The organism is Paenibacillus algicola (genome assembly GCF_005577435.1).
Classification (GTDB): Bacteria; Bacillota; Bacilli; order Paenibacillales; family Paenibacillaceae; genus Paenibacillus_AQ; species Paenibacillus_AQ algicola.
This window is the reverse complement of sequence record NZ_CP040396.1, coordinates 1,739,633-1,765,810: the sequence shown is the minus strand read 5'-3', so window position 1 is coordinate 1,765,810 and position 26,178 is coordinate 1,739,633. Positions and strand designations below refer to the sequence as shown.

The 26,178-nt window shown below is 46.8% G+C and carries 20 protein-coding genes and 1 pseudogene; 5 read left to right on the top strand and 16 right to left on the bottom strand.

Features of this window, described 5'->3' with window-relative positions; all coding sequences use genetic code 11:
* Positions 1-19: 19 nt before the first annotated feature.
* The 8 genes from E6C60_RS07890 to E6C60_RS07855 all read right to left on the bottom strand — a co-directional run bounded on the left by E6C60_RS07890 (position 20) and on the right by E6C60_RS07855 (position 12,156).
* Complete coding sequence (locus tag E6C60_RS07890) at positions 20-3,148, bottom strand: beta-galactosidase (RefSeq protein ID WP_138225359.1); 3,129 nt, start codon at positions 3,146-3,148, stop codon at positions 20-22.
* Complete coding sequence (locus E6C60_RS07885; protein ID WP_138225358.1) at positions 3,145-4,464, bottom strand: glycoside hydrolase family 125 protein; 1,320 nt, start codon at positions 4,462-4,464, stop codon at positions 3,145-3,147. The genes E6C60_RS07890 and E6C60_RS07885 overlap by 4 nt, the downstream gene beginning before the upstream one ends.
* A 138-nt stretch (positions 4,465-4,602) precedes the next feature.
* A complete protein-coding gene (locus tag E6C60_RS07880) occupies positions 4,603-5,520 on the bottom strand; it encodes a carbohydrate ABC transporter permease (protein WP_138225357.1) in 918 nt (305 codons plus the stop codon).
* 47 nt (positions 5,521-5,567) lie between these two features.
* Positions 5,568-6,506: an ABC transporter permease gene (locus E6C60_RS07875; RefSeq protein ID WP_138225356.1), complete on the bottom strand. Its 939-nt coding sequence runs from the start codon at positions 6,504-6,506 to the stop codon at positions 5,568-5,570.
* A gap of 84 nt (positions 6,507-6,590) precedes the next feature.
* Positions 6,591-8,084: an ABC transporter substrate-binding protein gene (locus E6C60_RS07870; RefSeq protein WP_138225355.1), complete on the bottom strand. Its 1,494-nt coding sequence runs from the start codon at positions 8,082-8,084 to the stop codon at positions 6,591-6,593.
* 133 nt (positions 8,085-8,217) lie between these two features.
* Positions 8,218-9,729, bottom strand: a complete 1,512-nt coding sequence (locus E6C60_RS07865) for a response regulator transcription factor (RefSeq protein WP_138225354.1) — start codon at positions 9,727-9,729, stop codon at positions 8,218-8,220.
* A gap of 6 nt (positions 9,730-9,735) precedes the next feature.
* On the bottom strand, positions 9,736-11,544 hold the full coding sequence (locus E6C60_RS07860) for a cache domain-containing sensor histidine kinase (RefSeq protein ID WP_138225353.1): 1,809 nt from the start codon (positions 11,542-11,544) through the stop codon (positions 9,736-9,738).
* A 144-nt stretch (positions 11,545-11,688) separates the two neighbouring features.
* Positions 11,689-12,156, bottom strand: coding sequence for a general stress protein (locus tag E6C60_RS07855; protein ID WP_138225352.1), 468 nt, complete (start codon positions 12,154-12,156; stop codon positions 11,689-11,691).
* Positions 12,157-12,296: 140 nt separating this feature from the next.
* On the opposite strand from E6C60_RS07855, the gene E6C60_RS07850 reads away from it, so the two are divergent.
* Together E6C60_RS07850 and E6C60_RS07845 are read left to right on the top strand one after the other, a co-directional pair.
* A complete protein-coding gene (locus E6C60_RS07850; protein ID WP_138225351.1) occupies positions 12,297-12,635 on the top strand; it encodes a L,D-transpeptidase in 339 nt (112 codons plus the stop codon).
* Positions 12,636-12,775: 140 nt separating this feature from the next.
* Entirely contained in the window at positions 12,776-13,852 is a 1,077-nt protein-coding gene (locus E6C60_RS07845; protein ID WP_138225350.1) for an AI-2E family transporter, read from the top strand.
* 96 nt (positions 13,853-13,948) lie between these two features.
* Here the strand turns inward: E6C60_RS07845 and E6C60_RS07840 are convergent, their stop codons facing one another.
* The 4 genes from E6C60_RS07840 to E6C60_RS07825 all read right to left on the bottom strand — a co-directional run bounded on the left by E6C60_RS07840 (position 13,949) and on the right by E6C60_RS07825 (position 16,141).
* Positions 13,949-14,344: a hypothetical protein gene (locus tag E6C60_RS07840; protein ID WP_138225349.1), complete on the bottom strand. Its 396-nt coding sequence runs from the start codon at positions 14,342-14,344 to the stop codon at positions 13,949-13,951.
* Positions 14,345-14,350: 6 nt separating this feature from the next.
* Complete coding sequence (gene ung, locus E6C60_RS07835; protein WP_138225348.1) at positions 14,351-15,043, bottom strand: uracil-DNA glycosylase; 693 nt, start codon at positions 15,041-15,043, stop codon at positions 14,351-14,353.
* Positions 15,044-15,153: 110 nt separating this feature from the next.
* Positions 15,154-15,672, bottom strand: coding sequence for a hypothetical protein (locus tag E6C60_RS07830; protein ID WP_217496395.1), 519 nt, complete (start codon positions 15,670-15,672; stop codon positions 15,154-15,156).
* Between the two features lie 91 nt (positions 15,673-15,763).
* On the bottom strand, positions 15,764-16,141 hold the full coding sequence (locus E6C60_RS07825) for a hypothetical protein (RefSeq protein WP_138225346.1): 378 nt from the start codon (positions 16,139-16,141) through the stop codon (positions 15,764-15,766).
* Positions 16,142-17,451: 1,310 nt separating this feature from the next.
* Between E6C60_RS07825 and E6C60_RS07815 the strand changes: the two genes are divergently transcribed.
* Positions 17,452-17,679, top strand: a complete 228-nt coding sequence (locus E6C60_RS07815; protein ID WP_138225344.1) for a DNA-binding protein — start codon at positions 17,452-17,454, stop codon at positions 17,677-17,679.
* Positions 17,680-18,117: 438 nt separating this feature from the next.
* Here E6C60_RS07815 and E6C60_RS07810 read toward each other — a convergent pair whose 3' ends face one another.
* Both E6C60_RS07810 and E6C60_RS07805 read right to left on the bottom strand, forming a co-directional pair.
* The gene (locus E6C60_RS07810) at positions 18,118-19,713 is read right to left on the bottom strand and encodes a hypothetical protein (protein ID WP_138225343.1); all 1,596 of its coding nucleotides are present in this window, start codon (positions 19,711-19,713) and stop codon (positions 18,118-18,120) included.
* Positions 19,714-20,440: 727 nt separating this feature from the next.
* A pseudogene (locus tag E6C60_RS07805) lies at positions 20,441-21,526 on the bottom strand (transposase).
* 434 nt (positions 21,527-21,960) lie between these two features.
* Here E6C60_RS07805 and E6C60_RS07800 point away from each other — a divergent pair.
* A complete protein-coding gene (locus E6C60_RS07800) occupies positions 21,961-22,269 on the top strand; it encodes a hypothetical protein (protein ID WP_138225342.1) in 309 nt (102 codons plus the stop codon).
* A 415-nt stretch (positions 22,270-22,684) separates the two neighbouring features.
* Complete coding sequence (locus E6C60_RS07795; protein ID WP_138225341.1) at positions 22,685-23,491, top strand: hypothetical protein; 807 nt, start codon at positions 22,685-22,687, stop codon at positions 23,489-23,491.
* Between the two features lie 439 nt (positions 23,492-23,930).
* On the opposite strand, the gene E6C60_RS07790 is transcribed toward E6C60_RS07795, so the two are convergent.
* Together E6C60_RS07790 and E6C60_RS07785 are read right to left on the bottom strand one after the other, a co-directional pair.
* A complete protein-coding gene (locus E6C60_RS07790; RefSeq protein ID WP_138225340.1) occupies positions 23,931-24,614 on the bottom strand; it encodes a hypothetical protein in 684 nt (227 codons plus the stop codon).
* A complete protein-coding gene (locus E6C60_RS07785; protein ID WP_217496394.1) occupies positions 24,607-26,148 on the bottom strand; it encodes a site-specific integrase in 1,542 nt (513 codons plus the stop codon). The genes E6C60_RS07790 and E6C60_RS07785 overlap by 8 nt, the downstream gene beginning before the upstream one ends.
* Between the last annotated feature and the right edge of the window lie 30 nt (positions 26,149-26,178).

Genomic DNA, 26,178 nt, shown 5'->3' with positions numbered 1-26,178 from the left:
GTGAATTCATCCCCCTTGGTTAGCCTTTAACGACCGCAACATGAACTTCTGCCGGGCGGTACACGGATATCAGGCTTCCGTCCTGATCCACGGCAAACAATACGCTGCGATCGGTTTCCAGATTGAAGAAATAGGTGCAGCCTGTTCGGGGATCGCGAACCTCCACCGGAACATCAAACGACTGCTCTGAGCTGAACACATACAGCGAGCCCTCGGCAAAACGCAGCACGGTTCCATATACACCGGCCATCTGACCGCCATGAATCCACTCCAGCTCGGACTTGGCGCAAGCCTGCTTCAGCATATAGCTGTACAGAGCCGCCACCGGCTCTATGCGATCATTCAGCTCCACAGGCAGCGGACACCAGATCAGGCGACCGGTCCCCATCTGAACACTGTGCAGACCCGTAAGCCCCTGATCAAGCTTACCCCCACTGCGGACTTCCTTGCTGACCTGAGCGATTTTGCGGCTGCCGTAGGACACCGGGTAAACGGTGTTTCCAATTTCAAGAGCTTCCTCGCGGCGGACATTCACCATTTTAGCTTGGCCCAGCTCATTCTCAAGGCGACCGACCTGACGCCAGTAAGCATCGAGGCTAAGCGGTCCTGTCAGGAGAAGTACAGCTCCGGTCTCTTCCACGATCGACACCAGCTCTGCAAAGGCCTGGTCATCCAGGTTATGAGCGCTCGGCAGCAGGATCCATTTGACCGGCTGCTTCCGCAGCGAGCTGAGATCATATTCGCCCACGGCGCGGAAAGGCATGTTCAGCTCATAAGCCAGAACGCGCGTAGCCGTGGTGGTTGCCTCTATGGCCAGCTTCCGGTTGGAGAAATCATTGGAGTATGGGAAGACGACAGCGCCCTCCTCCAGCTCGCGACCCTTGAACAGATCCCGGATGCCATTCATAAAGACTCCGAAGTCATAGGATACATCGGCCTCCGGCTTCTCCGTTCCGTCCGCGCGAACCGCCCCAATGTGGGATTCATTCGCATTATCCATATAGAAATTCGTATTCCAGATCCATTGCACCGCTCCGGCACCGCCGGTTGAGAAGGCATAGGCATATTTACGCTCCAGTATGTTTCGCAGCTCTGCCTCACTGCGCTTTGCGCGGCCTTCCGGAGTCTCCACATACATGATGCCGGTTTCCTGAATGAGATTCGGCTTATCCGGCGTTTTGGCGAAGATCCCATCCCACACCAGATTATCGTTCAGCCACCAGGAATGCACGGTTGTATAGTCGGCGGCTTCGGCGTAGAAGAACGGAGATGGACGCTGGGCGCCCAGCGCCTCATCCTGTCCTACCGTGACCAGATGATCCGGACACTCGTCCTTGATCGCATCATACAGCTCCTTGGCCCAGCGGTTGTGCATGTCCATCGAAAAGAGTGCGTAATCCAGCCAGCGTGTTCCCTTCTTGGCCTGATGCATATCCTGAACGTCGAAATTAATCTCCTCCGCCTCCGGCGGAACCACATTGTCGAAATCCGGCAGCTGCACCGGAGTCATATTCCAGCGCTCCTGCAGCACCTCAATCTCACCATGACGCTCGCGCAGCCATTCAATGTAAGCCTGGCGCTCAAATTCATCTCTGGCCGAACGCGGACCATCCGAGAAGATGCGCGGCGGATCAAACATGGACGGCTCGTTGATCAGATCCCAGTCTACATGCTTGGTGTTCTTGTGACGCGATACAATCGAGCGGATAAAGCGCTTCTGAGCCTCAACGCTTCGGGGATCCAGGTAAGGATTCTTGCCCTCCCACGTTTCCGGGGTAAAGGAGAAGAACGTAAAGGTCACCTGCAGATCATGCTTTTTCGCAGTCAGGAAGAAGGCGTCAATGGAACGCATGACCTCCTCGGACGCGTGTCCATCCACCTGCATAACATTGCGGTAAGCCGTCCACAAGCCGGTACGGATCCAGTTGATGCCGGCTCGCTTCATCTGGGCCATATCGCGGTCCCACACATCCGTATTAGGCAGGAACAAATATTTACGCGCCACATCTGATGTCATGTAGGTCATCCCCACCACCGGCAGCGGCCGTCCGTCTTTGATAAAGTAGTCCCGGTCACAGGTGATCGGCGTGCCCTCTGACAGCAGCTCTGCATCCAAGCGCCAGAAGCCCTGACGGAGTGTCCGCGTTTCACCGTGAGGACCGGCGGCGCTGCAAATGACGCGGTAGGCGCCCGGTATCAGCTCCATCGGAACAGGAATACGGATAAAGTCCATCTGGCCGCTCACTTCGACGGTCAGCTCATGCTGCCATACTTGAGATGACTGCTCTGTATGCTGAACCGTGATCCGGAACGTCCAGGATTCCTTTTCACCTGCCGTCAGACGCTTGGACAGCCGCTGCGTTTGCAGCGTCAGCTGTGCCCGCTCTCCAGCTTCGAAGGAAGCGTAGTTCGGCTTGATCCACAGCTCGGTAATGCCTCGCGCTGCATAGTCACACCAGGAGCCCAGCGCCTTCAGACCTTCTTCTCCCCATAAACCGCGGCCCGCCGGCTGATTTACAAAAATCCAGCGGCTGCCGATAAAAGGACCGCCCGTATTCTCCCACAGCACGACCGGTGCCGATACCTCTCTGCCATTGTCCATGATTCCCTTAACTAGCGGGTAAATCCGGGTATCCATCGGTCCAGCCGAGCCCATCTGCTCCGGCAAATCACTGCATTTCGTGACATGCGGGACGAGATTCCAGGTCGGCTCTACCGGAAGCCACGCGTCACTGCCGCTAAAAACAGAAATATCCTGATGGCTGATCAAGCGCGAGACACGCGCACTGTCAACCGGCAGGGTTTCATGAATGTGAAGCTGCTGATGATAAGCGGTTTGCTCCGGCTCACAGACCCAGCTCTCACGCTCTTGCCGGACCGGAATTTTGAACGGTGCGCCGCCGATGGATAGCAGCCCGCCGCCATTTTTCAAATATGCAAGAATGGCAGGCCAGGCCTGCTTCGGGAAATAAGGCGCATGCAGATTGACGAAGCAGCTGCCTTCCCCGGCAGAGGCCAGGGCCTCTGACAGCGTGGAAGCGTCCTGCACCGAGCCCAGCGCCTGCAAGCCTTCCGCTGCAGCAGGAAGACTGCTGTCAGCGGCGGCAGGAAACGCGGGATCATACAAAAAGATCACGTTATTCTTCATAGAATCCCATCCTTCATCGCTTTGTACACGAGCTGGGAGAACAGGCTGTTCGACCAGGCAAACCATTTTCGTGTAAATACAGCCGGATCATCGACATGGAAGCCCTCATGCATGTACCCGGTATCTGCGTCTGTAGCCTCCAGCATGGAGATCATCTCCAGTCTTTCCTCGTCGGTCGATGCCGTTATGCCCTGCATGGAGAGTGCCATATGCCATACATAATCCGGCGGCGTGTGCGGACTTCCGATGCCTCTGGCCACTTTACCCTCGAAGTAGAACGGGTTCTCCTTGCTCAGCGCGAACCGTCTCGTGTTCTGGTAGATCGGATCATCAGCACTCACATAGCCCAGGTAAGGAATAGACATGAGACCTGGCGTCCCGGCATCATCCATCAGGGAGTAGTTGCCGAAGCCATCCGTTTCGTAAGCATAGATCGGACCGAATTCCGGATGACGATAAATGCCGTAGAGCTTGATGCCGTGGTCAATCTCCGCTTCCAGCTGCTTCAGATCTGCCAGCAGCGCCATATCGCGGAAGATCCATTCTGCAAATTCCTGCATATGGCGCAGCGCAACGACAGCAAACATATTGCCTGGAATGTTGTAATGGAAGTCGCAGGCATCATCACTGGAGCGGAAGCCGGACCAGACCATGCCCGTATAGTTCACCGGCATGCCGAGACCGCCATTGCGGATGGAATCCTCCGGAATGCCGTTGTTGCGCATAAAGCGGTACGGGGACTGCTCGAAATGATGCTGCTCTACCTTGAACAGCTCGATCACCTTTAGCATCGCCTGCTTGAAGCCGGCATCGAACACATCGGTCAGGCCCGTTTCCTTCCAGTACAGATATGCCAGACGAATCGAGAAGCATAAGGAGTCAATTTCAAATTTACGCTCCCAGACCCAAGGAGACATTTCTGTAACATCTGTCGTATTCCAGTGCCAGTCATTGGCTGATTCGTTAAAAGCATTCGCATAAGGATCAATCATAATGTAATTCATGTGCCGCTTGATCAGTCCGCTCAGAATGCGCTGAAGATCAGGGTCATTCTTCGCAAACGGAATGTAGTGCACGACCTGTTCTACCGAATCCCGCAGCCACATGGCCGGAATATCACCGGTAATCACGAAGGTTGTTCCGTCCTCCATCAGCTTTGTCGTCGTCTCCAGCGTATTAGGAAAAGTGTTCTTGAACAGCTGCAGCAGCTTCGGACGGTGAGAAAGCTTGTCCTCTGCTTCCTTTAGCACATCCTGGATGGACTGGGGAAGCTCCAGTGTCGGCATCGGTATTTTGGGAAGTCTGAATTGTTCCATGCTATAGATTCGCTCCTTTGACGGCTTGAAATTAGAATTAGGCAGCATCTGTTTCTTCATTCGTTTATTCGAAAGACCTTCGGTCAAGCATCGGCCTGATCGAAGGTTTATTGGCCTCCATTACTTATCCATATTGAATTATTCCTTTACAGCACCAATAGTCAGACCTTGAATGAAGTAACGCTGGAAGAACGGATAAGCCAGCACAATCGGTCCGGTTGCCAGCACGACCATTGCCATCCGGGACGTATCCTGCGGCAAGGACTGCAGGGCTGCCATGCTCAATGAAGAGTTCTGGGAATTTTGCAAAATAAACTGCATGCTTGTCTCAATCCGCATCAGCATGGATTGCAGTGGAACCAGATCCGGATCATCGATGTACAGCAAAGCGTTGAACCAGTCGTTCCAGTAGCCCAGGGTGCTGAACAGGCCGATTGTGGCAAGGCCCGGCAGCGACAGCGGGATCACCAGCTTGTAGAAAATTTTGAACTCACTCGCTCCGTCAATCTTGCCGGACTCAATAATAGCATCCGGGACACTAGTGCTGTAGAACGTCCTGAGGATCATAATGTAGAACGCATTGACCGCCAGCGGCCAGATGAGCGCCCAGATGGAATCCTTCAGGCCCAGCAGCTGCGTCGCTACGATGTAGGTCGGAACGAGACCACCGTTAAAGAGCATCGTGAAGAAGGCGAAGAAGGAGAAGAAGTTGCGGTATCTGAAGCTTTTTCTAGATACAGCGTAAGAGTACAGTGCGATCACGAACAAGCTGATCAATGTACCCACAACCGTTACAAAGATGGTGACACCGTAAGAGCGCAGCAGTGCGTCTCCGGTCTGAAATACATATTTATAGGCTTCCAGGCTCCATTGCTCCGGAATGATCTGATAGCCGTTGGTGGCAAGAGATTTCTCATCGGTAAATGAGATAATAAGAACGAACAGGAATGGGAACACACACAGAAAGGCAAAGATGCCGGCAATCAGGTTTGCTCCGATATTCCATCCCTTCGACAGCTGGTGAAAATCCTGTGGTTTAGCGTTGCTTTTAGACACGGCGCGAACCTCCCTTGAATTAAACTCGGAACATGCATGGGTAAAGCCTAGAACAAAGCGTTATCTTTATCGTACTTGCGGACAATATAGTTAGATGTAATGACCAGGACGAAGCCGACAACGGACTGATACAAGCCAGCAGCGGTCGTCATGCCGATTTCACCGGTTGTTTTAAGTCCGCGATATACGTAAGTGTCAATAACATTGGTAACGGAATACAATGTTCCGGAATCCCGCGGTACCTGGTAGAACAGACCGAAGTCAGCGTAGAAAATTCTGCCGATTGCAAGCAGTGTCAGAATGGTCATGAGCGGCTTCAGCATCGGAAGCGTAATCGCTTTGATCTGCTGCCACTTGTTAGCACCGTCAATCATAGCAGCCTCATACAGCGATTTATCAATGCCCATGATCGCCGCCAGATAAACGACACTGTTATAGCCGATCGCTTTCCAGAGACTGACGAGAGTTAGGATGATCGGCCAATATTTGGCTTCGGAGTACCACTGAATCGGCTCGGCTCCGAACCAGCCAAGAATTTGGTTCAGCATCCCTTTGTCATAGCTCAGGAAGCTGAATACGAAGTAGCCGACGATAACCCAGGACAAGAAGTAAGGCAGAAACATACCGGTCTGGTACACTTTCGCCAATCGCTTATTCACGATTTCAGAAAGTACGATCGCCAGGGCTACGGAGAGCACCAGGCCCAGCACAATAAAGACAAAATTGTACAACACCGTGTTTCTTGTGATGATATATGCATCATTCGTACTAAACAGGAACTTGAAATTATCAAACCCTACCCATTCGCTATTGAATATGCTGGCCAGAAACCCGTCCCGGCTAAAGCGATATTCCTTGAAGGCAATAATCGTTCCGAACATGGGCAGGTATGAGAAAAAGAGAAACCAGATCGCACCCGGCAGCACCATCAACAGCATTGCCTTGTTGGTCATAATATTTTTTAAAAAACGCCCAATCGCTCCCATGCTTGCGTCCTCCTCTGTATGAAAGAATAGGAGGGGCGGTTTATACAACCGCCGCCCCTCCTATACTAGTGTTGTCTTCAATAATTACTTGCTCGCTTTCCACTCGTCGATTTGCTTTTGAGCTTCAGCGATGACTTTGTCCATACCTGCGGACTTCAGTCTTTCGTTTGCTTTTGGAATGAATTCTTCCGGACTTACTGTACCCGTCATCAACGGGGACCAGAACTCTTCCTTCACGTTGTTCAGTGCAGCCAGCTCAGTGGACACATTCGAAGGATCGAAGTTGAAGCCGAGAAGCGGGCTTGCTGTACCAGCGTCATTGAACTTTTTAAACTCTTCCCACTTGTTCTCAGGGTCTGCAGGGTTCAGGTATGTCAGCATGATGTTACCCAGAGCAAAGGTAGGCATATCGTAGTTCTTGGATTCTGGCAGGTTCTCCATCACGTTCTCGCTCACTTTCTTGTAGTGAACGCCTTCGATGCCGGAGTCAACCATGTTACGCAGTGCTACGTCCGTGTTAAGCAGGTTCAGGAACTTCATGGCCTCTTCCGGATGCTCGGAGTTGGCAGAGATGGCCTGCAGAGATCCCATGACGGACCAGTTGTAGATGGTTGCTTCGCTCGCAGGGGTGGATACTACAGGGTATCCATAGCCTTGGCTCCACAGGTTGTCTGCAAATGGCTGGGAAGTTGCACGGTCCATGAACCAGTTGCCGGATGTGAACAGATCCTGGGTAGACGTTGTTGTTGCAGCTTCAGGCGAGATGTAACCAGCCTTGTAGTACTTGTTCATCGTTTGCAGATCTTCCATCAGGTCCGGCTGATCCAGCACGTTGATGACCTTCAGCTCTGGATCGTTCATGTCCACAGCCATTGGCAGATTCTGAATAATGTAGTCGTATGGCAGCGTGTTCAGCGGAGAGTAGTCCTTGCCTACCGCAAATGGAACAACATTAGGCTCGTTTTCCTTCACAGCTTTCAGCAGCGGCTCCATATCTTCCAGCTTTTCCAAGCCTTCAATGCTCAGGTTGTGCTTGTCAAGGAGCGTTTTGTTAAAGCGCCATACCTCTTGGGCAGGAAGCTCTTTGTTTGCAGGAATACCGTAGTTATGTCCATCGACCTTGGAGCCTTCCAGGAACGCTGGGTCCAGCACTTCCTTGATGCCTTGGCCATGGTCTTCAATGAGCTGATCCAGCTCCATGAATGCGCCTTTTCTTGCATTTTGAACGTAGTCAAATGCCCAAGAGCTTGTGAACAGGATGTCCATTGGCTCACCGGAAGCCGCCATAACCTGCATTTTTTGCGTATAGTCACCATAGTCGATCATCTTGATGTCAACGGTAACGCCAATTTTCTCGGCCGTGTACTTATTGATTTCCTCTTCCACCATATCAATGTCCTTCTGTGGAGCACCGATGGTGTACCAGATCAGTTCAGTCGCTTCAGCGGGCTTCTCGGACTCGTTGCCTGCGCTTTCATTTCCAGCTTCATTGTTGCTTCCTCCGCAAGCGGAAAGCAGCATGGATGCGGACAGCATTACTGTCAGTGGCAACAGCCATTTCTTTTTTGTTTTGCTCATGTTTTACGTCCTCCCTTTTATGTCTCTCATTGCTTGCTACACCTATAAGGTTACCGGATGAAAACATTTTCATATAGGCGAAAAATTAAAGGTATTATGGTGAAAATAAAGAAAAACTGCTCTGAACCTTACATCAGAGCAGTCCTCGAAAGTCACCGGGTGACATGCCAGCGAACTTTTTGAATTGTTTATAAAAATATCCTGTTTCCCAATATCCTACCTGTTTTGATATATCCTGCACCTTAAGAGGCGTCGTTCTAAGCAGCTCCTTGGCCTTCTCGATGCGATATCGGTTAATGTATTCAGCGAAGGTTTCACCGGTTTCTTTATGAAACAGATGCCCCAGATAGACGGGATGGATATGATACTGCGCACCCAGCAGCTTCAGGGAGAGGTCCTCGTGATACGCCTCATGGATATGCTGCAGAATCTGCTGGATGACAGGGCTTTTCACATCACTGTTCAGTGCGTCTACCAGATCGCTGACTGCAGCCTTGATGACCGAAATCAACTCATCGATCGCTCCCGCAGCTACAATCCCGTTTAACGTTCTTTTCAAAAAATCCGGGGCTGCGCTGTACTGAATATCACTCAGCTCCATTTTGAACCTGACGATCAGCTCCACCGCTGCACTATGCAGTATACCCGGAACGATCCCCGGCGTATTCCGCAGCGACGCAAAGTCATGATCGATCTGCCGGAACAGCTCCTCCTTGTTCCGGGCCGCAATCGCCTTCGCATAGTCAGGCCAGTGCAGCTGAAACGCCTTGGCGGTCTCTTCCTTCCGCTGCTGAATATCTACATAGTCCACATAAGAAGGCTGCTGCAGCACAAGAAAATATTCCTGCGCCTCCTTGGCGTGCAAATAGCTGTCCGTTCTGCCTTCACCTAAGTCCTCCACGCTTCCCAAAGAGATCGAGATCACTTCATCATAGCAGCGCTCCCTGATTTGCCGCAGCTGGCGGATCGCCCGCGGCTTCTCCAGCTCCGGGTCCTGCATCGTGAAGATGACAACAAAATCTCCATCATCATCGACAAAATAAAGCACCTGCTCCTGCTGCTCCGCCAGCTCTCTGAGCACCCGCTCCAGCCTGACGCTTTGTCCCCGTAGCACCGATACCAGCACATAAGGCTCATCAAGAGACAGCCCCAGCAGAGCGGCGCGTTCCGCCAGCTCTTCTTCACGGATTTTGCCGGTGAGCCAGCGATACAAAATATTGCTTTTGAGCACAGACATATCATATTCATCCAGCAAGTAGCTGGCCTTCACCGCATTTAGCTTGCTGATCGTAGCTGACAGCGTCTCCTCCAGCTCCTCCAGGTTGATCGGCTTCAAGAGATAATTCTCAATCCCCAGCCGCATTGCTTCCTTCAGGTAGTCGAAATCGTCAAAGCCGCTCAAGATAATCACCTTGAGGTTCGGATGAACGGCTCGGGCCTCCGCAATGAGCTGCAGTCCGGTCATGACCGGCATGGAAATGTCCGTAATGAGCAGATCCGCCGGCACCTCCTTCAGCTTCTCGAGCGCCTGCCTGCCGTTTCCGGCATGTCCCACGATCTCCAGGTTAAAGCCCTGCCAATCCACAGCATCATACAATCCCTCAATGATAAACGGCTCGTCATCCACAATGAACACTTTATACATGCAGCTTCACTCCTTTGCCGTGACCGGAAACATGAGCTTCACGGTGGTCCCTTCATCCTCAGTGCTGTCTATTTCCATTCTGCTCTGCGGGCCATAGGTCAGTCTCAGGCGCTCGCTGACGCTCCGCAGCCCGAACGACTCACCCGGCGCTTCCACCGTGGAAAGACGCAGCTGCAGCGATTCCAGCTCCTGAGGACTCATGCCCTTCCCGTTATCTCTTACCGTTACCTCGACCTGATCCTCGTGACATTCCGCCAATATTTCAATGCGGTTATCCTCCCGTTCCGGAAGAATGCCGTGGACGATATAATTCTCGATCAGCGGCTGAAGAGACATCTTGATCATCGGCATCTCTTTCAGCTCTTCATCCACATGTAATTTATAAATAAACTTGTCTTTATAGCGGATCCGAAACAGCTCCAGATACAGCCTGCAGGCTTCCAGCTCATCCTTGAGCGTGTAATTCTCTTTCTTCTGCACCATGTTCTTGAACAGGACCGACAAGCTGTAGATCATATCTCCGACATCTCTCGCTCCACGGGACAGCGCCCTCATCCGGATGACCTCCAGCGTATTGTAAAGAAAGTGAGGATTGATTCTGGCCTGCAGCGCCGACAGCTCGGCATTCTTCTCATTAATTTCGGCTTTATAAACCTTATCGATATATTGAACAAGCTCATCTAACATCTCATTAAAGCTATGGGCGATCTGCCCCAGCTGATCTTCCTTGGTATCCTGTATTCGGGCTACAAAATCTCCCGTCTCTACCTTGCGCATAAACCGGATTATGTTATTCGTTCTTTTGGAATAGTTCACAATCAGGAGAGCGGGCAGGCTGATTGCAATCAGGATCCCAATGGAGGCGACCAGCACAATCGTATCCCGAATCCCCTGATAGCCTTCGGCCATTTCAGCCACGGGGGCTACCCCAACGACGGTGAAGCCGCCCTGGTTGTTGGACAGAGTGACCGTATAGGACTCCTCTTCCAGCTGGACGGTTGCTTCTGAATTAACCAGCCGGTCCGCATAGGGATAGCGTTCCCCATTGTACCGGCCGGAGGAATCATACATTACCTTGCCGTCAGCCGACAGCATCATGACATATCCCTTAATCCCTGGCGCATAGCTCTCCAGCAAACGATCCAAATCCTCTGCCTGGTAATAGACAAGCAGCTGTCCCAGGTTCTTATAGGTTCTCATATCATTGATCGGCATGCGAATGGAATACACCGGCGTCTCCTGATCCTTGACCAGGTTCCTCACCCATTCATTCGGTACCGAGACACTCGGACTCTCCAGCGCCATCGCATCCGGAATGTAGGAGCGGCTCTGATTCGCCTGGTACAGCTTGGACATTCCGCCCTGGGTGTACACATACATATACTGCTTCTCTGCACTATAGAGCATTAAATTACGAATGCCGGGATCATCGTCCAGCGCCTGCCGGAAGTAGTGAAGCACGCTTTCGCTGTTCCCGATCGGAGACTGGGTCATCCGGTCAATCCGCTTGGCCATATATTCATCGAAATCATTAATTAAAAAGTAAGAGGTATCCTGTCCCAAGGATGCACTCCGATACAGATCATTCGTATAGGATTGCACATTTATGTACTTCTGGTGCACGTAACGCTCCACCCGCTCTACCGCTTCCCGCTGATTCCCCAGCTCGTTGCGAATGACGGACTCAGACATCAGATTAAACATCAGGTAGGACAAGGTGACAATCGTCGTTACCGCAATGACCACGAACAGCAGCAGCATCTTGGTAAACATATTATTTTTCACATACGTGCGATACACGCTGCCGGCAGACATCGGTCCGTCCTCCTTAGCATGAGTTTGTTACAATTCGTACCCCATATCATACCACGAATTTCCCCGCTGTCCCGCTGTTATTATCAGGAAAAAATAAAAGATGTCCTTCTCAGAAGGACATCTGCCAGAGCCAAGCGTCTAGTCTTAGCGATTTACTACACTGTTGCGGTTGAATATTTCGCTGACTCTTCGGCGATATGCGGGCTCACAGGCAAGCAGTACGAGAACCTGATCCTGCTCAATCTGCTTCTCATACCAGCTTGCTTCATCTTCCGGTATGCCCATTCCGGCCAAAGCCTTGGCGAGCGAGTCCTCACCGCCTCCGATGCCGGCCCCTGCAGCACGTTCGGCAGCAGGACCTGACACCGCCGCCGGCTCCGGCAGCACTTGAAAGCCTGCAGCAACCTCGCGGAGGATACCAATCACCATTTTTGATGAATCCCCGGTCTGAGGCGGCTGGGTGCCTGTAAGCTGGCTCAGCTTCTCCAGCATTTTGACACGCCTTGAAACGACCGAGATGTCTTCGGCCTGAATTCCCGCTTCCTTCAGCTGCCGAACCGTGTTGTACAGATCCGCCTCGGAGTCAAACACCCCTGCCATCAGTATATTCATGCCCCTATCATCTCCCTGAGTCTGAGTTAACAAGTATTAACCATAAGCGGCGGCACGCCAAACGCACAGCTGGGAATACCGGAGTGGCATTCTCCAGATTAAGTATTACTGCATAAGATGAAGTTAAGGGAGGGAGCAAAATGCCCAAATACCGCATCATTGTCGATCTATCCGACTTCGCGCTGTACCTGCTGGACGGAGACATCGTCATCCGGCAATTTCCGGTGGCGATCGGGAAGCTGGCAACGCAAACACCGCCCGGCGAGTATACCATCGTCAATAAGCAGCCCAATCCGGGAGGTCCTTACGGCTCGTATTGGCTTGGGCTTTCCAAGCCGCACTATGGCATTCACGGTACGGACGATCCAGGCTCGATCGGCAGAGCCGTGTCGGCAGGCTGCGTCCGGATGTATAACGAAGACGTTAACACCTTGGCTGCGCTTGTTCCTATCCACACCCAGGTTACAATTCGGCCGTAAGCTAGCGGTTGGCAAAGGCAAAGAATGGACCCGGGACAGATGTTGTCCAGGTCTGGCAATATGGTTAATGAGAACTGTCAAGTGAGACGAGCCGCTTGATGCGGCGGCTCCAGATTACATACCCGGGAGGGATTTTCGCAATGCTTCAGAACAAGTATTTCCGCACCTGTCTTGGCATTATCGCCTTTTTACTTATTGTATATCTGCTTACGAAGATCAGCTTCCTGTTTCGGCCCTTTGTCGATATCTTCAATCTTCTGCTTGTACCTATTGCACTGGCCGGCTTCTTCTATTATTTACTGCGGCCGGTCGTCGACTATTTAGAGAAGCGGAAGATCAAGCGGGCACTTGCCGTACTGATGATCTATTTCGTCTTCGCAGCCCTGTTCGCCCTCTTTATTGTCACCGTTTGGCCGACGCTGCGCGAGCAGATTGAGAATTTCATCTCCAATGCACCAAATCTCGTACAGGATGTCCAGAAGCAAATGGATGAGCTGAAGAAGAACTCCATCATCGGCCAGTACATTCCTTCCGAGTCGGAGCTGTACAATCGAGTGTCTGAGTATGCCAATCAGGCTGTGGACTGGGTTACCAACTCCATGAGCAATGTCATCTCCGCCGTGTCGAATTTCTTCATTATCGTTGCGACCGTGCCGATCATTCTCTACTATATGCTGAAGGAAAGCGGCAAGCTGCCTCCGAAAATCCTTGGCATGCTGCCCCGCCGCTACCGGCGTGAGGGCCATGAGGTGCTCGGCGAAATGGATAACGCCCTCAGCAGCTTTATTATCGGCAAGGTTATCCTGAACCTGGTGCTCAGTGTTCTAATTTATATCGGCTTTCTGATCATCGGCCTGCCGTACTCTTTGCTGCTGACACTGATCTCCTTCGTGCTGAACTTCATACCTTATGTGGGAGCGATCCTGGCAACGATCCCCGTCGTGATCGTCGGCTTCATTGAATCCCCCGGCACGGCGATCTGGTCTGTGGTTGTCATTATTGCCGCCCAGCAAATCCAGGATAACATCCTGACGCCAGTCATTTATGGCAAGCAGCTGGATATCCATCCCTTGACAACCGTCGTGCTCATTCTGGTGGGAGGAAACTTCTACGGTATGCTCGGCGTACTGCTGGCTATTCCTGCTTATATGGTGATCAAGATTCTAATTGTGCGTATTTACGAGCTATTCCTTGCCGAGAAAGTCGAAAACGCCTGACCTATCCCAAAAAACACCCTGATCTCAACGCCAAGCAGCGGCAGCGCTCTTGGCCTGAGAATCAGGGTGTTTCATTTTCAGTGGCTTACGCAAAGATTAAGCCTTGCCACGAAGAGACCGCACAACGAAGCAGTGTTCGTCCTTACGAAGGCGAAGCCCATTCGATAACGTGACCGTATCCCGGTCGTGGGCAGTCAGCGTCTCCTGGTAGGCTGTTAACGTATCTCCCTTCCACACCATAACACTGGAGCGGAAATATACGGCATTATCAAACTGGATGGAATGCTGGATGATATATCCGATTCCGTTCAAGGCAGGAGCATGATCGCTTGGCTCTACCTTGGCTACTAAATGAAAGGGAATGCTGACTTCCCCGGGAGAAAGAATCATCCGCTCCTGGACGGTATCCCAGGATTTCAGCACGCCTTCAGTCAAGGTCTTATCCTTATCCCGCTGCTGTACTGCAATGCGTCGGCCCACCCAATGCTTCAAAGACAATCACCCCCGATGATGTGTTTCGTCCGGAAGCTCCGGCAGCTTCCAGTCGATAATCTCCATGTCGTGCTCCTTCAAGAAAGCATTGGCTTTCGAGAACGGCCGGCTGCCCAAGAACCCTCTATGCGCTGCCAAGGGGCTTGGATGCGTCGATTCCAGCACCAAATGGCGCGTCCGGTCGATGAAGGAGCCTTTTTTCTGTGCGTAGCTGCCCCATAGCATAAATACCAGCGGCTCCTGCCGCTCATTCAGCTTGTGAAACACGGCATCCGTAAAGCTCTCCCATCCTAACCCTTTATGGGAATTCGGCTGTCCTTCCCTAACCGTCAATACCGCATTCAGCAGCACCACACCTTGCTTCGCCCAGTGCATCAGCGACCCATGATGAGGAGCAGGCACCCCCAGATCCTGATTCAGCTCTTTATAAATATTATGTAATGATGGCGGAATCCGGATGCCCGCACGAACCGAGAAGCTTAAGCCTTCAGCCTGCCCTGCTCCGTGATACGGATCCTGACCCAGAATGACTACCCGGGCATCCCGGCAGGCCGTCTCTTTCAGAGCTCGAAAAATATCTTCTTTCGGCGGATACACTGTGTGTTCCTTGTATTCTACAGCCAGCTTCATACGCAGCTCTTGAAAATATGGCTTGCTGATCTCGTCCTTTAGCTGCTCGTCCCAGTCGTTGTTAAACAAAGTCCAGCGTCCTCCCCGTCATTTGCTGCTGTCAAAGGTTTGTATACCGATACTACAACGTTTTGGCATAAAAATAAACCGGCTTTTTTCCTAATTTCAGGGAAAACCGGTTATTTCGATGCTTCGCTTCCACGCTCTATACGGCGAACTGTGGTCAAATCCGGATCATAAGAGTCGCCAGGCGCCCGGCTTTCGATCTCAGCTATAACATACTCTCCTACCATAAAGCGCTCATGCTCCCGGACTGGCAGCCAGAAGCCGTCTACAAGGATCTGCCCGGTCTCAGAAGAAATGTCTTCAATCTTTCCTTGTACGATAAAGTGACTGTCCCCTTTCGCACACCCTGCGAGCATCATAGCGACCGCCAGCACCATGAGGCTGGTTGAAAGCCTAGTCATAACATTGTTTTGTATTTCTTCCAGCTTGCTGTCGTTTTCTTGAAGTATAACAACTTCTTTCTGAAGCGCTTTATAGACAGAATATACGGATGTACCGATCAAGATCATAATAATGCCAGCAATCGGGAGAAGAAGACGCAAAATGGCTATGTTGTAATAATACATTTCGGGGGTGTCCGATCTCGTTGTTTGAGGAATAAAGAGCAGTAAGCCGCTGATTATTAGTATCATTCCAACTACAATAATGCTGGCACAAAACCGTTTCACATGGGGTTGAGTACAATCTCATCAACTCCTTATGTTATTAAGAAGATTTGCGCTTTCACTCACTCCGGATAAGCATCGAGCGCACGGGTGAGTTTCCAATCTTATTATCATTTGTTATCATGCGAAGGGAGTTCTCATTAATCCTATTCGGCAATGGTCCCATCAACGGCACTTTTTGTAGCTTTCTTCCTAATATTGCGTCTTTTATAAACGCAATGAAACCAAAATAGTTGCGCTGCATAACAATCCCATCAAGGTGCTCAAGCAGCCGCTGCGGCATGCCAAATCCTCTGAGCAGCCATGGCATTACTTCTGCGTCAGGGCGACGCGTCCGCCTTTCAGAAGATCTCCAACGGATGGAGAGGGAAGTAATTTGCTTGCCACGCAAACTAGAAAGCTGTTCATGGCAGCTAGGCGCTAACGAGAATGCCACCGGCCTCCTCCGTGAGTTTTTCCCGCAGGGACACGATTTCTCTTCTGACCTTTTTTTATTCGTTCCTATAACTTAATCTATTTCAAATGAGTCTTATAGTAATGAAAGTCAAAAGGTGAGTAGCATTGAATTTTACGGAAAGGTTGTGAAATTTTGAACATTGCGGGAAGCAAATTATTATACCTACTTGGACTTGCAAGTATAATCAGTTTGCTTTCGACCATTTTCTTTATGATTTTCCAAAGCGATTTTGAACTGTCGACTGAATACTTCAGTGATGTAATCCAATTCACGACGATCGGCTACACTTCGCTTATCTACATCTTAGTGCCCCTATTCTTTTATTTGTATAGGGATGCCAGAGTAATAAATCTAATCATCATCGCTGCTGCAGTATTAATTGTGCTCGCAGTTATCGAACAGATCATGGTAAGTCTAGATATCCATTCAGTCGGGTCGTACCGTATCTCTTCTGCATATTTATCGTATGGATTGTTTATAACGGGGATGATGATTTATAAGAAGCTCAATCCTTCTAAAAATGCTATGTCCGTCTTTGCAGCACTATATCCGATCAGCCTTATCGCTTTTTTGTTTATTATCTGATGCATATGACCCGTTTGACCATATTCCAGATATACCGACCTGTACTATCAAACCAACCAGTATTAGTATCTCGCTCCATGACTTGAGTCCTGTCTTCCTTCTTGCAGCGAATTTGTTCAGAACCAGAACCGTCCAAGAAGATTGCATTAAAGCAGCCCTCTGCAATAAACTGTAAGCGTACAACTTTTGTGCCACATAAGCACTTCCATTCTTCTTGATTGTACAAATTGATCCAAGCAGACTCGAAAAGATTGCTTTGATTTGAGCCCGCTGGCAGACTGAGGTAATGTCTAGCTGGATCAAGCAGCACCTTAACATTCCCACACGATTTGGCAAAAACACAACATTAACCGAAGTGTTCAGATACGTCACTCTGCGGACAAATCGTAGTCCGAGTTAATTACAAATATTGGTTAATCGACAGGCCTGATTTGATATAATAAATTTATAGTGGGAGGTGAACAAGATGCAATGAACGAGAAAAGAAGAAAGACGAGATGGATGAACCGGTCAGGAGCCTGCAACGGGCTTCCAGAAGGGCTCGTGCATATAAGGTGTCATTCTTCTTTACTCGACCATATCTCAGGGAGCTGATCAAATGAACGTCCACAAGATGAATAAAGCAACGATGATTCTCATCGTTGCTTCTATGATCATCAGCCTTACAACAATAGCCATACTCATTGTAAAATGGTGATATCAAAATGACTTACAATTTCGCATCCAAAGAAGAATTGGCTGACTGGATCTCTAATGAACTTGTCAGCACTGCCGAAGCCATCGAGATCCTTGAGAGCACACGCCAGAACCTTCACTCGTTTGTAAAACGCGGAAAGCTTACGCCAGTTAAAGAAACCAACCGTGAACGATTATTCTGGCGATCTGACGTCCTCGCTCGCAAAGAAGAAGCTGCCGTTTATAACCGGAAATAACCCGCCTCAATGGCGGGTTTTTTATCTCAGAGATATCTTTCATTCCGGATCGGGCAAACACTACTATCGCAAAAATCCGTTCCCAACGGCAAAAAGGCTGATGAAAAACCAATCCTGAATTAATGCAGTTGATTAGCTGTAATTCGGTTTCAATCAGAACGATTTCATACGCTTGTTGATAGTTCTCAAGCATGTGTTCTCCTAATCTTTCTACTATGTTTCATAGTGATAGTTTTGGGAGATTACATAATCTATTTTACAGACTCCGTCCAAACAAACTAAGCTTCGCAACGTGTGCAATACATCCCTTTCGGATGACCTCTTGATCGAATCCACAGCATGGACAGCATTGACTGTCGCTCAGTAGTAAAGCTTTTATATGTAGTTTATCTCGTCAAGCACTGATTTCGGTTTTGAACCCATTTTAATTTACAGATTTTAAATGAAATCAGGACCATGGTAAATGAAATCAATTAATCTGAGACCTTTTCTAACAGCGGTCTTAATTGATGAGTTTTGCTCATTTTTCAAAGCATATAGTAACCCAGGAATGTCACCTATTTCACGACAACACTCCGCAAGTGTCCGAATCCAATATATTCTCCTAGAAGGTTCTATTTCTCCCACGTTCATTATAGCTGTAATTGCGGTACTGATATCGATCTCCTCATTGACAGTCTGTTCAATAATAGTATTAGTTTCTGCGCTATCTCTTCCTTTGTTTTGTTCAAAGAATTCGTGTAATCTCGATTGTCTATCGTCAATCTTCTCCGCTAGTGCTAACATATCATCTAATAACACTGATCCCTCCATGAGTGGTTCATTATTGTTAATTGATACTACTCCCTCATAAAGTTCAACAATCTTTTTCCTGAAGTAACCATTGCTAAACTTCTCAACTCTTTTCAGATAAGCTATTAGCTCTTTTAAGTCCTCTGTTTTCTTTACCAAAAACCAATAAGGCAATGACGTCCCTTGAACACCAAGACTTGCAGAAATAAACGGCCAAGTCTGTTGGGCAGGTATCCCTAACTTATTTTCTCCAATATTTAATTTATCCAGACCCACCCCAAAGATGTCTAAAATAAAGTCTGGATGTGGAAGATCAACTACCTTATTCTTTAACCTACCATTAGCAATTCCCACATCTGCAAACCATTGGTCATTAATTTGGTTGAATTCTCTTCGCAAAAACTGTGGGGATACCGACAATGCGGCGGGATTTTGCTGATCTATCCTAACTGGAAATGCTTCACCACTGCCTGCAGCTCGAAGTAATGTTGTTGGAACTGCTCTGTTTAGCGCATCCAAAAGAAGCACTATATCACTTGCTGTGGGCGTTACGCTTACTCTTTCAAATGCATCAATCCACTCTGGTTTTACATCATTTAATTCCGGTAGAATAAGGAACGCTGAGCTGATAAGGACGCTCTTTTCTTGGGGTACATTCGAAGCATTTACTTGATTAGCCAACTCCTCAATTAACGTAGCTCTATCTTTGGTAATATCGTGTGGTTTCGGAATAAAACTCAGGTAAGGTTTGATTCTAGAAGACTTTGATAAAAGGAATAAAAATTCTGAAACATCATTAGCAAGTATTACTACAACTTCCCTTGAAGGGCCAAATCCTGCATGAAATCCTCCTGCTCGGGATTTCGCAAGAATTCGAAATTTTGAGGTCTTATCTATTAACTCCTTCAAATGCTTTTCTGGATCAAGGACACCCTTGACTAAAAAACTATTTTTCGCATTTTCTTTTTTTAGCAACGTGATAAACTCATCGAATATCTGAGAGGCTGACTTAAATTTACCATCACTAGTTAACAGTCCTTTAAAACCGTAATTCTGCGTCATACAGGCATTTATTGCCTGCTCAGCAGCTGCGCCTATTAATCCTACTTCAGACGCATACAATGCATTTGTTTCTCTAATGCCGCTTCTCAACGGTAAGGACAAGCCAATTAAGGCTAGATTTAGGCTACTTACACTAGCTTCTAGTAATCTTATGCTGTCTTTACATAAAAAAATAGGCATTTTGATACTCCTGACATTAACAGTATATGTAATCTGTGCATCCAATTACCTATAATATACCAGATAATAAACTGAGTAACTATGTTTTTTCCTCTACAAGGAACGTATTCTACAATCCGAATGAGATGTCATAACTTACCACCTGATCAGTATAACCTTGTACATTATAATTACATAGAGGTTTTTATATGTTTATTGATCCGATGTTACTCGCAACCGCGCAATCACCGTTCTCGGACTCGCGCTATATATTCGAACTTAAAGTATCTCTATAAATCAACGTGTACATTATTAAAAAAACAATCCCAATCCTTTTGTACCATGTATAATTAGCTAAACTTAAATTTGCACATAAATATCATACTGTACAAAATATCCGAATTGAGTAGCCTTGAATCCTTACTTCTACAACAGAAAAATGCTTTTATAACCCAATCAATCTCCAATCAAATTTCTGAAGCTTCAGGTTTCATAAATGGTGACTATTATGATAGCAGAACTAAGATAGAGACAATAGTGAAGGCCTTGTACGGCAAAAAGGCACTTGCTCATGGAGCAATAGTGAAATAAGTCTAGTGAATCGATATGAAGCGCTTATTTTAATTGAGCATTTTGCATAATTCCTTTTTTGACCTCAAGACAGTATGATCTAATAGCGCTCAACTTTGTTAGAGCACTCCGATTCTAAAAAAGGGCAGACCTGCAGAATTTTTGACTTTGCTCATTTTTAAGCTGCTGTTTGGTTCTTTTTACAAGCTGCAGAAAGTGCAGAGACAAGCAGTACAATCGCGTTTAGATACTGGTGAGTCGTCACTTTCTGAATCCTCCAGACATGCATCTCGTCTGCCGTACGTAAGATAGGTTTTCATTCTGGAGTTACATCGCTCTACGCTGGTGCGTTCGTTCCTTCCAGCGCTTTGTATCCCGATGCGGGCTGCAATATCACCGGAGGTCATCCTTTGCATCTACTTTAACTACCATGCCGTAGTTAGAAGATGAGCAGGCGGTCATACCCAGGGGACAATCCACCTTGCCGGTGGCGTGAGGGCATCGGAACTTCAAATAATCGCCATCGGCGCCCCAATACGTCATCGCAAATCCCATCGAACACCGAGGTGTTCCGTTGGTTGTCATCCCGACAGGAGGCTCTTTCTCGCCTCGGGGATTGAGAGGAATAATGGCTTGCGCCATCACGTTTCGGGCGGCTTCATAGACCTTCATTTGGTCGTACCACGCATCAAGGATGAAGAATTTCGTGCGTTTATCGACAGCGAATTTCTCGATCAGACCGGGAGCCATTTCCCCGTCGTTCACATGTGCGGGCGTGACTTCGAGAGCTAATGGAAGCTCGCTTTTCTTCTTAGGCTGTTTTTTTCGTAAGCATGGATAGCGGCGCTATCGATCGCAACGTGACTTCCGTCGATGATGCCGTCTTGCCTACAACGTTTGACCAAGTCTTCAGACAGCTGCTTAGCCAGATCTTCTTCGTCAGTTCGGCAAAAACTCGGCTTAATGTAGCGATAGACTGAGCTTCGCGATCAAGCGGAAGTCCACATCGACAACGAAATCGAAGATCGGTATCCAATCGATGATGCAAATCGGTAAATGTCTGAATGTGCTCGAGAGGAGCAGCGAGAAGTGCACGCAAAATGCCTTCTCTACAATGCCCATTAGCCCCTCGGGGTGAACGACTTATCAGCTCTTTAGCGTACGGACGAAGATCCAAAGTTCTAAAAAATATAGGCAATCGATCTTTTGAATGCATTTTTAACAGATCTTCAAAGGAAAATAGACTTTCTTGGAGAATATACAATTACAAGTGACTTCACTTCCTTGGCTCGTTTTCTGGTTTGGTCACTTGAAAACTTCTCCAAGTTGGGGTGAAGTCCTTTTTTTATGTTTGAAACTCCTTGTTTATCAAGGGCTCAGATTAATGCAAAATGCTCAATTAAATAAATTCCAAGTGGTTTTAAAAAACCGATAAGGAGCTCTATTGCAGCGAACGAACGGTAGTAGCAACGGCTCCAAGTAGGACAGGCAGGGCGACTAGTCTGGCTTGGGTCTGCAGATGGGCTGCCTAGTTTATTAAAAAATAGTTTTTTAAAAAAACGTAACCTTTTGTGTTTGGAATTGTTTATTAATATGAATATCCATCCTTAAAGAAGGAGAACACAATTAACTAGGGAAGGTGAGACTTTCGCAGACCAAATTTTCACGAAAAATTATGAAATGAGAGGATGTATCTTGATGTTTAATGCGAAAAGATTACTTTCGTTCTTGTTGGCATTTGCTCTAGTTTTTTCGGCTATGGGAGTCGTTTCAGCCGATGTTTCACCTGAGGAAAAACACTTACAGACAGCAATCACAGAAGGGCGATCTACCACCCCAATTTCAGAGCTAAGTGAAGAAGAAGCCAATCGAGTAATCGAGAAGCTCAATGAAACTGCTGAGGTAATCGAAGTTGAGGTTACTAGACCAAGTACGACACCTGGAGCAAGTCAACATACGGGTTTTACAAAGTTAATGGTGCAACCGGCCATGTTTCCGTACACTTAGAAGTATGGGTTGAAGGTGGTGACATAGCTACCTTAATCAACAGGGTCAGGGGCTATGCAGCTTTTGCGACAAATGTTGAAGGCGTACGAGAAGATATTAATTACGTTCCTTTCCCACCAAATAAGGTGGTGTATGTTACAGAAGAATCAGATATACGTATAGATTTTGATACTGATCTGGTATTGTGGGAGGGTTATGCGACTGTTTCTTTATTAGGTGGATGGTCTGACGCAGATATTTTCTTCGATAACGAAAGGTACTTATAACCCATTTTGTTACTACTTAAAGTAATGAGATCATGACGCGTGAACAAAAGTGTATTATTGGCGTGCAGCGCACAAGACTGCACGCCCATTTTTATTCGGCCATTCGTTGACCTGGTTTGATAAATCCTATTTAAGGGAGTTTTATTAAAATGAAGATTCTTTCTAAAATCGATAGGCAGGCATCTAACGATCAATATGATGTTGCTTCTTTGCATCAAGATACGATTAAACAGGAAGTGCATTCTGTCAGAGACAATAAAATAGTAACCCGAACAATTGTTGATGGTGATATAGAGTTCACGGAATCAGTATTCGACCCAAAGGTAATAGCAGATGTTATCGTTGAAAACATAAACATTCAATTATCATTATATCAATTTTATGTCTATTACAGTGGAGTTAAGAATAAAGAAGCGCATAAAAAGGAGAAATTAGTTTATGAGCTTCGTTATCCTAATGAGGGAAGCAAGGTAAGTAATGAGTTATTATCTAGTTTGCTTACTGTCTTTGATTCCTTGAATGTGGTTTACAAAAAAAATATGATGATTATTGCTGCGATGCTATCCGATATAGATACAAAAATAAAAATCTATGATCTATATAAAAAATTATATGAGAAATCTCTGTTGAATCCATTTATTGTAGCATTTACAAACGAAATGAAAGTAGGGGAAATGGAAATCATGGGGAGTGCTGTCTTTCAATATGAGCCTTTCCTCGACGATATAGAATCGATTATTTTGAATCAGAAAGAAATAATGTTCATTGATTATATTGAGCAACAATTGAACCTATCCGATTATTTCATGTTTTATTGCTATGGTTGGAATGAGGATGAAGTTGCGGCCAGTGTATTACTGAAAAAGCTAGCCAAATATTTTAAAAGAATATTTTTAACTTCAAAGCCTGATCCATTCTCTTCGGAGCTTCTCATGATATATGCGGAACGTAAGTGATACTTTAAGTGGTATGGAAGCGGTTATTATGTAGAGTAATAGGCTCCCAGCACCAGTTCAGAGGGATACAAAATGGTCAGTGATGCGATAGCTAAATTGAAACAGGCTCGACAAGCTCCAGAAGCTCGATAATAGGCGTGCCTCTTTTAGTAGGTAGATGCAAAGAGAGGGATATGGCCAGTCGTTCTCTTATCACCGGGATCCGGTGTAGAACGCGATATGTATCTAGGGATTATCTTCAAATCTTGTGCCCATGGAATATGTTATTGTCACTATTTGTGCCCCGTACGAATCCGTGTTTACCGTATATCCTGATGGTAGCTATACTAAGCAAGGCAAAGCAGGTAATCTCTTTCACCTCTAATTTTTCTAAGTCCACAAGAAAGAGAAACCCAGACGTCTTGGCACAAGACGCTGGGTTTCTCGACTATCTGAGGATCTAACGGTCCTTTTTGAATATATTACTGAACCTGGTTTCCATTTTAGATAGACTTGTATTTTTTTCGAAGGGATTAGATCCTTCCGTTTCAAAAAGGGTTTCTAAATTTTCCAAGCTCGCATGTTTCCTGTTGTTTTTATCAAACTGTAGTAGATTGTCTTTTACCTGGTTTTGTGACTGCAGGTGAGAAAAGGCACTTGAAACCATCTGCTGATTGTATAATTGTTCATAATGTTTCACCTGTGCTTGCAACAGCCGTATTTCATCGTTTTTCATTTTTAGCTCGGCACTGTGATCTACTCTTCGATTCAGTTCCTCTTTCAGATTCTTAACCGTATTATAAAGCTCGTAGAATGCCGTTTCGATGAAATAAAGCTCGCTGATTATTTTGTTCTTATCATTTTTATAAAGGTCAAAAATTTGTTCAATATTCGGAAAGTAAACATCATCACGTTCGGATATTCCAATTGACCTTGGAACAGGATTATTTAATTCTTCTATCGTTTCAGGAATACGTCTGCTCCACGTATTCCTTCCGATGCCGGTTTCCTTCTCCAATAAAAGGTAAGTTAGTTTTCGTCCTTTATATTTCTTTTTAATGTCCAACGCCATTTCCTTGAGTTGTTCGTCAGTATAATTGGAAGGTCTGCCTTTTCCAGCCTGTCCTTCTTGTTCTTTAGTCATACCTGTCTTCCTCCATCAAGATCGAATCAATAATTGCTTTCTGATTCATGTATTTTACCAGTTTCATTGAATTTGTCTTTGAAATTTCGGCAGAAGCAGGATGGTTCGATAGGAGTGACGAATTGCACTGTTCTTTCAATATTAAGTGTACTTCATTCATTCGCTGATTAAGGACACCGGAATAGTCCTGCAGCCATTCAATCCCGTGTTCGTAGTTATCAATATCCGGTTTAAAAACGTAGTTGCTGCACACCCTACAGTCTTCGACACACGAGGAGGGGAATATTTCTTTCTTTTCCTTACAATAACCGTAGTCTACTTTTAACATTTTCAATGTGTCCTGGTCATTGTAAATTTTTCCTCTATCATATGCATCCCGTTTCCATCCAATAAATCCTTCAGGCATAGTGTCTGAAACCTTACGTTCCAGCATCTTTTGAGCCAATATATAGACATACGATTGAGAAAAATGTTCGGCATGTGGATAATAATTATCCTGTGTGGCAATAACATCATGTCCTGCCATTCTTGCGATGGAAAGCATGTTAAAGCCTTGCAGAAACATATTGATAATTGCGAAGTGTCTGGTATCTCCAGGCTTAATTTTCTCAAGGTTTGTCTCTGAATACATACCCCCAACGACCTCGTTATAAAACTCCTGCAGTAACACACCAAAATTGTATAGTGTCATTCGATTGAATGCTTGACGTTTTGGTCTTTTCCGGAACAGCTGATAAAAATCTCTGGGAAAAAGGTAGTCATCCTCAATACCAAATTCGATTAGCTTCATTTTGTAGAAAGAAATTAATTGGTAGGTTTTAGTGTCTATCTGGATTGAATCATACTGAATAACTCTATCCGGAGAATCACTTTCATTTTTGATTCTGGGAACTTTAAGCCACATGGATCCTTCAGTTGTATGTTCAAGGCAGTCTATATTCATTAACAGTAGCTCTGTTGGTCTCTGAGGCAAGATATTCGTGATAAGCCACCAAAACATAATGGGCATAAATTTTAGGGTCTGTTCTATTGGCTTGGTCTGAAAAAAATCATTTACAATATCATTGAAAACCAGTACATCGTGGAAGTGCGGCAAATCCCTATTCCCATATGTTGCGAAAGGAACGGTATCGCAGATCCTTTGTAATTCCTCTCCTTGTTCGCAGGGAAAAAAGCTGATGAAGTTCTTCAAGACATTCGAAAGGGAATAGGCGCGTGGTTCTGACAAAGATACAAACTTGTCTTTCACCATATTCGTTTGTTTCAAACCATTGGATAATCTTATGGTTTTTTTAAGCAACTGGACTTCATCATAACACTTATGCGCGCTTACCCCGGATGATCTCCGTAAGGTGATGAAGGCTTTGACAGCTTCATTTAGGTCACGATATATGTCGAGATCGAATACAAGTTGAAAATCATTTGCCTTTATCTTGCACGGCATAATCCATATATGATCATTGAAAGAGTCTGCCACAATATACCCATTTTCTTTTAGGGCTGAAAAAGTGTTCAGATATAATTTGTTTTCCATTTTATCGTAATGTATTTGTTCGATCACGCA

Excerpts from the sequence above, each read along its gene's own strand:
- E6C60_RS07890 (WP_138225359.1), bottom strand. The coding sequence starts at position 3,148 with ATGAAGAATAACGTGATCTTTTTGTATGATCCCGCGTTTCCTGCCGCC.
- E6C60_RS07885 (WP_138225358.1), bottom strand. The coding sequence starts at position 4,464 with ATGGAACAATTCAGACTTCCCAAAATACCGATGCCGACACTGGAGCTT.
- E6C60_RS07875 (WP_138225356.1), bottom strand. The coding sequence starts at position 6,506 with ATGGGAGCGATTGGGCGTTTTTTAAAAAATATTATGACCAACAAGGCA.
- E6C60_RS07870 (WP_138225355.1), bottom strand. The coding sequence starts at position 8,084 with ATGAGCAAAACAAAAAAGAAATGGCTGTTGCCACTGACAGTAATGCTG.
- E6C60_RS07865 (WP_138225354.1), bottom strand. The coding sequence starts at position 9,729 with ATGTATAAAGTGTTCATTGTGGATGACGAGCCGTTTATCATTGAGGGA.
- E6C60_RS07860 (WP_138225353.1), bottom strand. The coding sequence starts at position 11,544 with ATGTCTGCCGGCAGCGTGTATCGCACGTATGTGAAAAATAATATGTTT.
- E6C60_RS07855 (WP_138225352.1), bottom strand. The coding sequence starts at position 12,156 with ATGAATATACTGATGGCAGGGGTGTTTGACTCCGAGGCGGATCTGTAC.
- E6C60_RS07850 (WP_138225351.1), top strand. The coding sequence starts at position 12,297 with ATGCCCAAATACCGCATCATTGTCGATCTATCCGACTTCGCGCTGTAC.
- E6C60_RS07845 (WP_138225350.1), top strand. The coding sequence starts at position 12,776 with ATGCTTCAGAACAAGTATTTCCGCACCTGTCTTGGCATTATCGCCTTT.
- E6C60_RS07830 (WP_217496395.1), bottom strand. The coding sequence starts at position 15,672 with ATGATACTAATAATCAGCGGCTTACTGCTCTTTATTCCTCAAACAACG.
- E6C60_RS07815 (WP_138225344.1), top strand. The coding sequence starts at position 17,452 with ATGACTTACAATTTCGCATCCAAAGAAGAATTGGCTGACTGGATCTCT.
- E6C60_RS07810 (WP_138225343.1), bottom strand. The coding sequence starts at position 19,713 with ATGCCTATTTTTTTATGTAAAGACAGCATAAGATTACTAGAAGCTAGT.
- E6C60_RS07800 (WP_138225342.1), top strand. The coding sequence starts at position 21,961 with ATGTTTAATGCGAAAAGATTACTTTCGTTCTTGTTGGCATTTGCTCTA.
- E6C60_RS07795 (WP_138225341.1), top strand. The coding sequence starts at position 22,685 with ATGAAGATTCTTTCTAAAATCGATAGGCAGGCATCTAACGATCAATAT.
- E6C60_RS07790 (WP_138225340.1), bottom strand. The coding sequence starts at position 24,614 with ATGACTAAAGAACAAGAAGGACAGGCTGGAAAAGGCAGACCTTCCAAT.
- E6C60_RS07785 (WP_217496394.1), bottom strand. The coding sequence starts at position 26,148 with ATGGAAAACAAATTATATCTGAACACTTTTTCAGCCCTAAAAGAAAAT.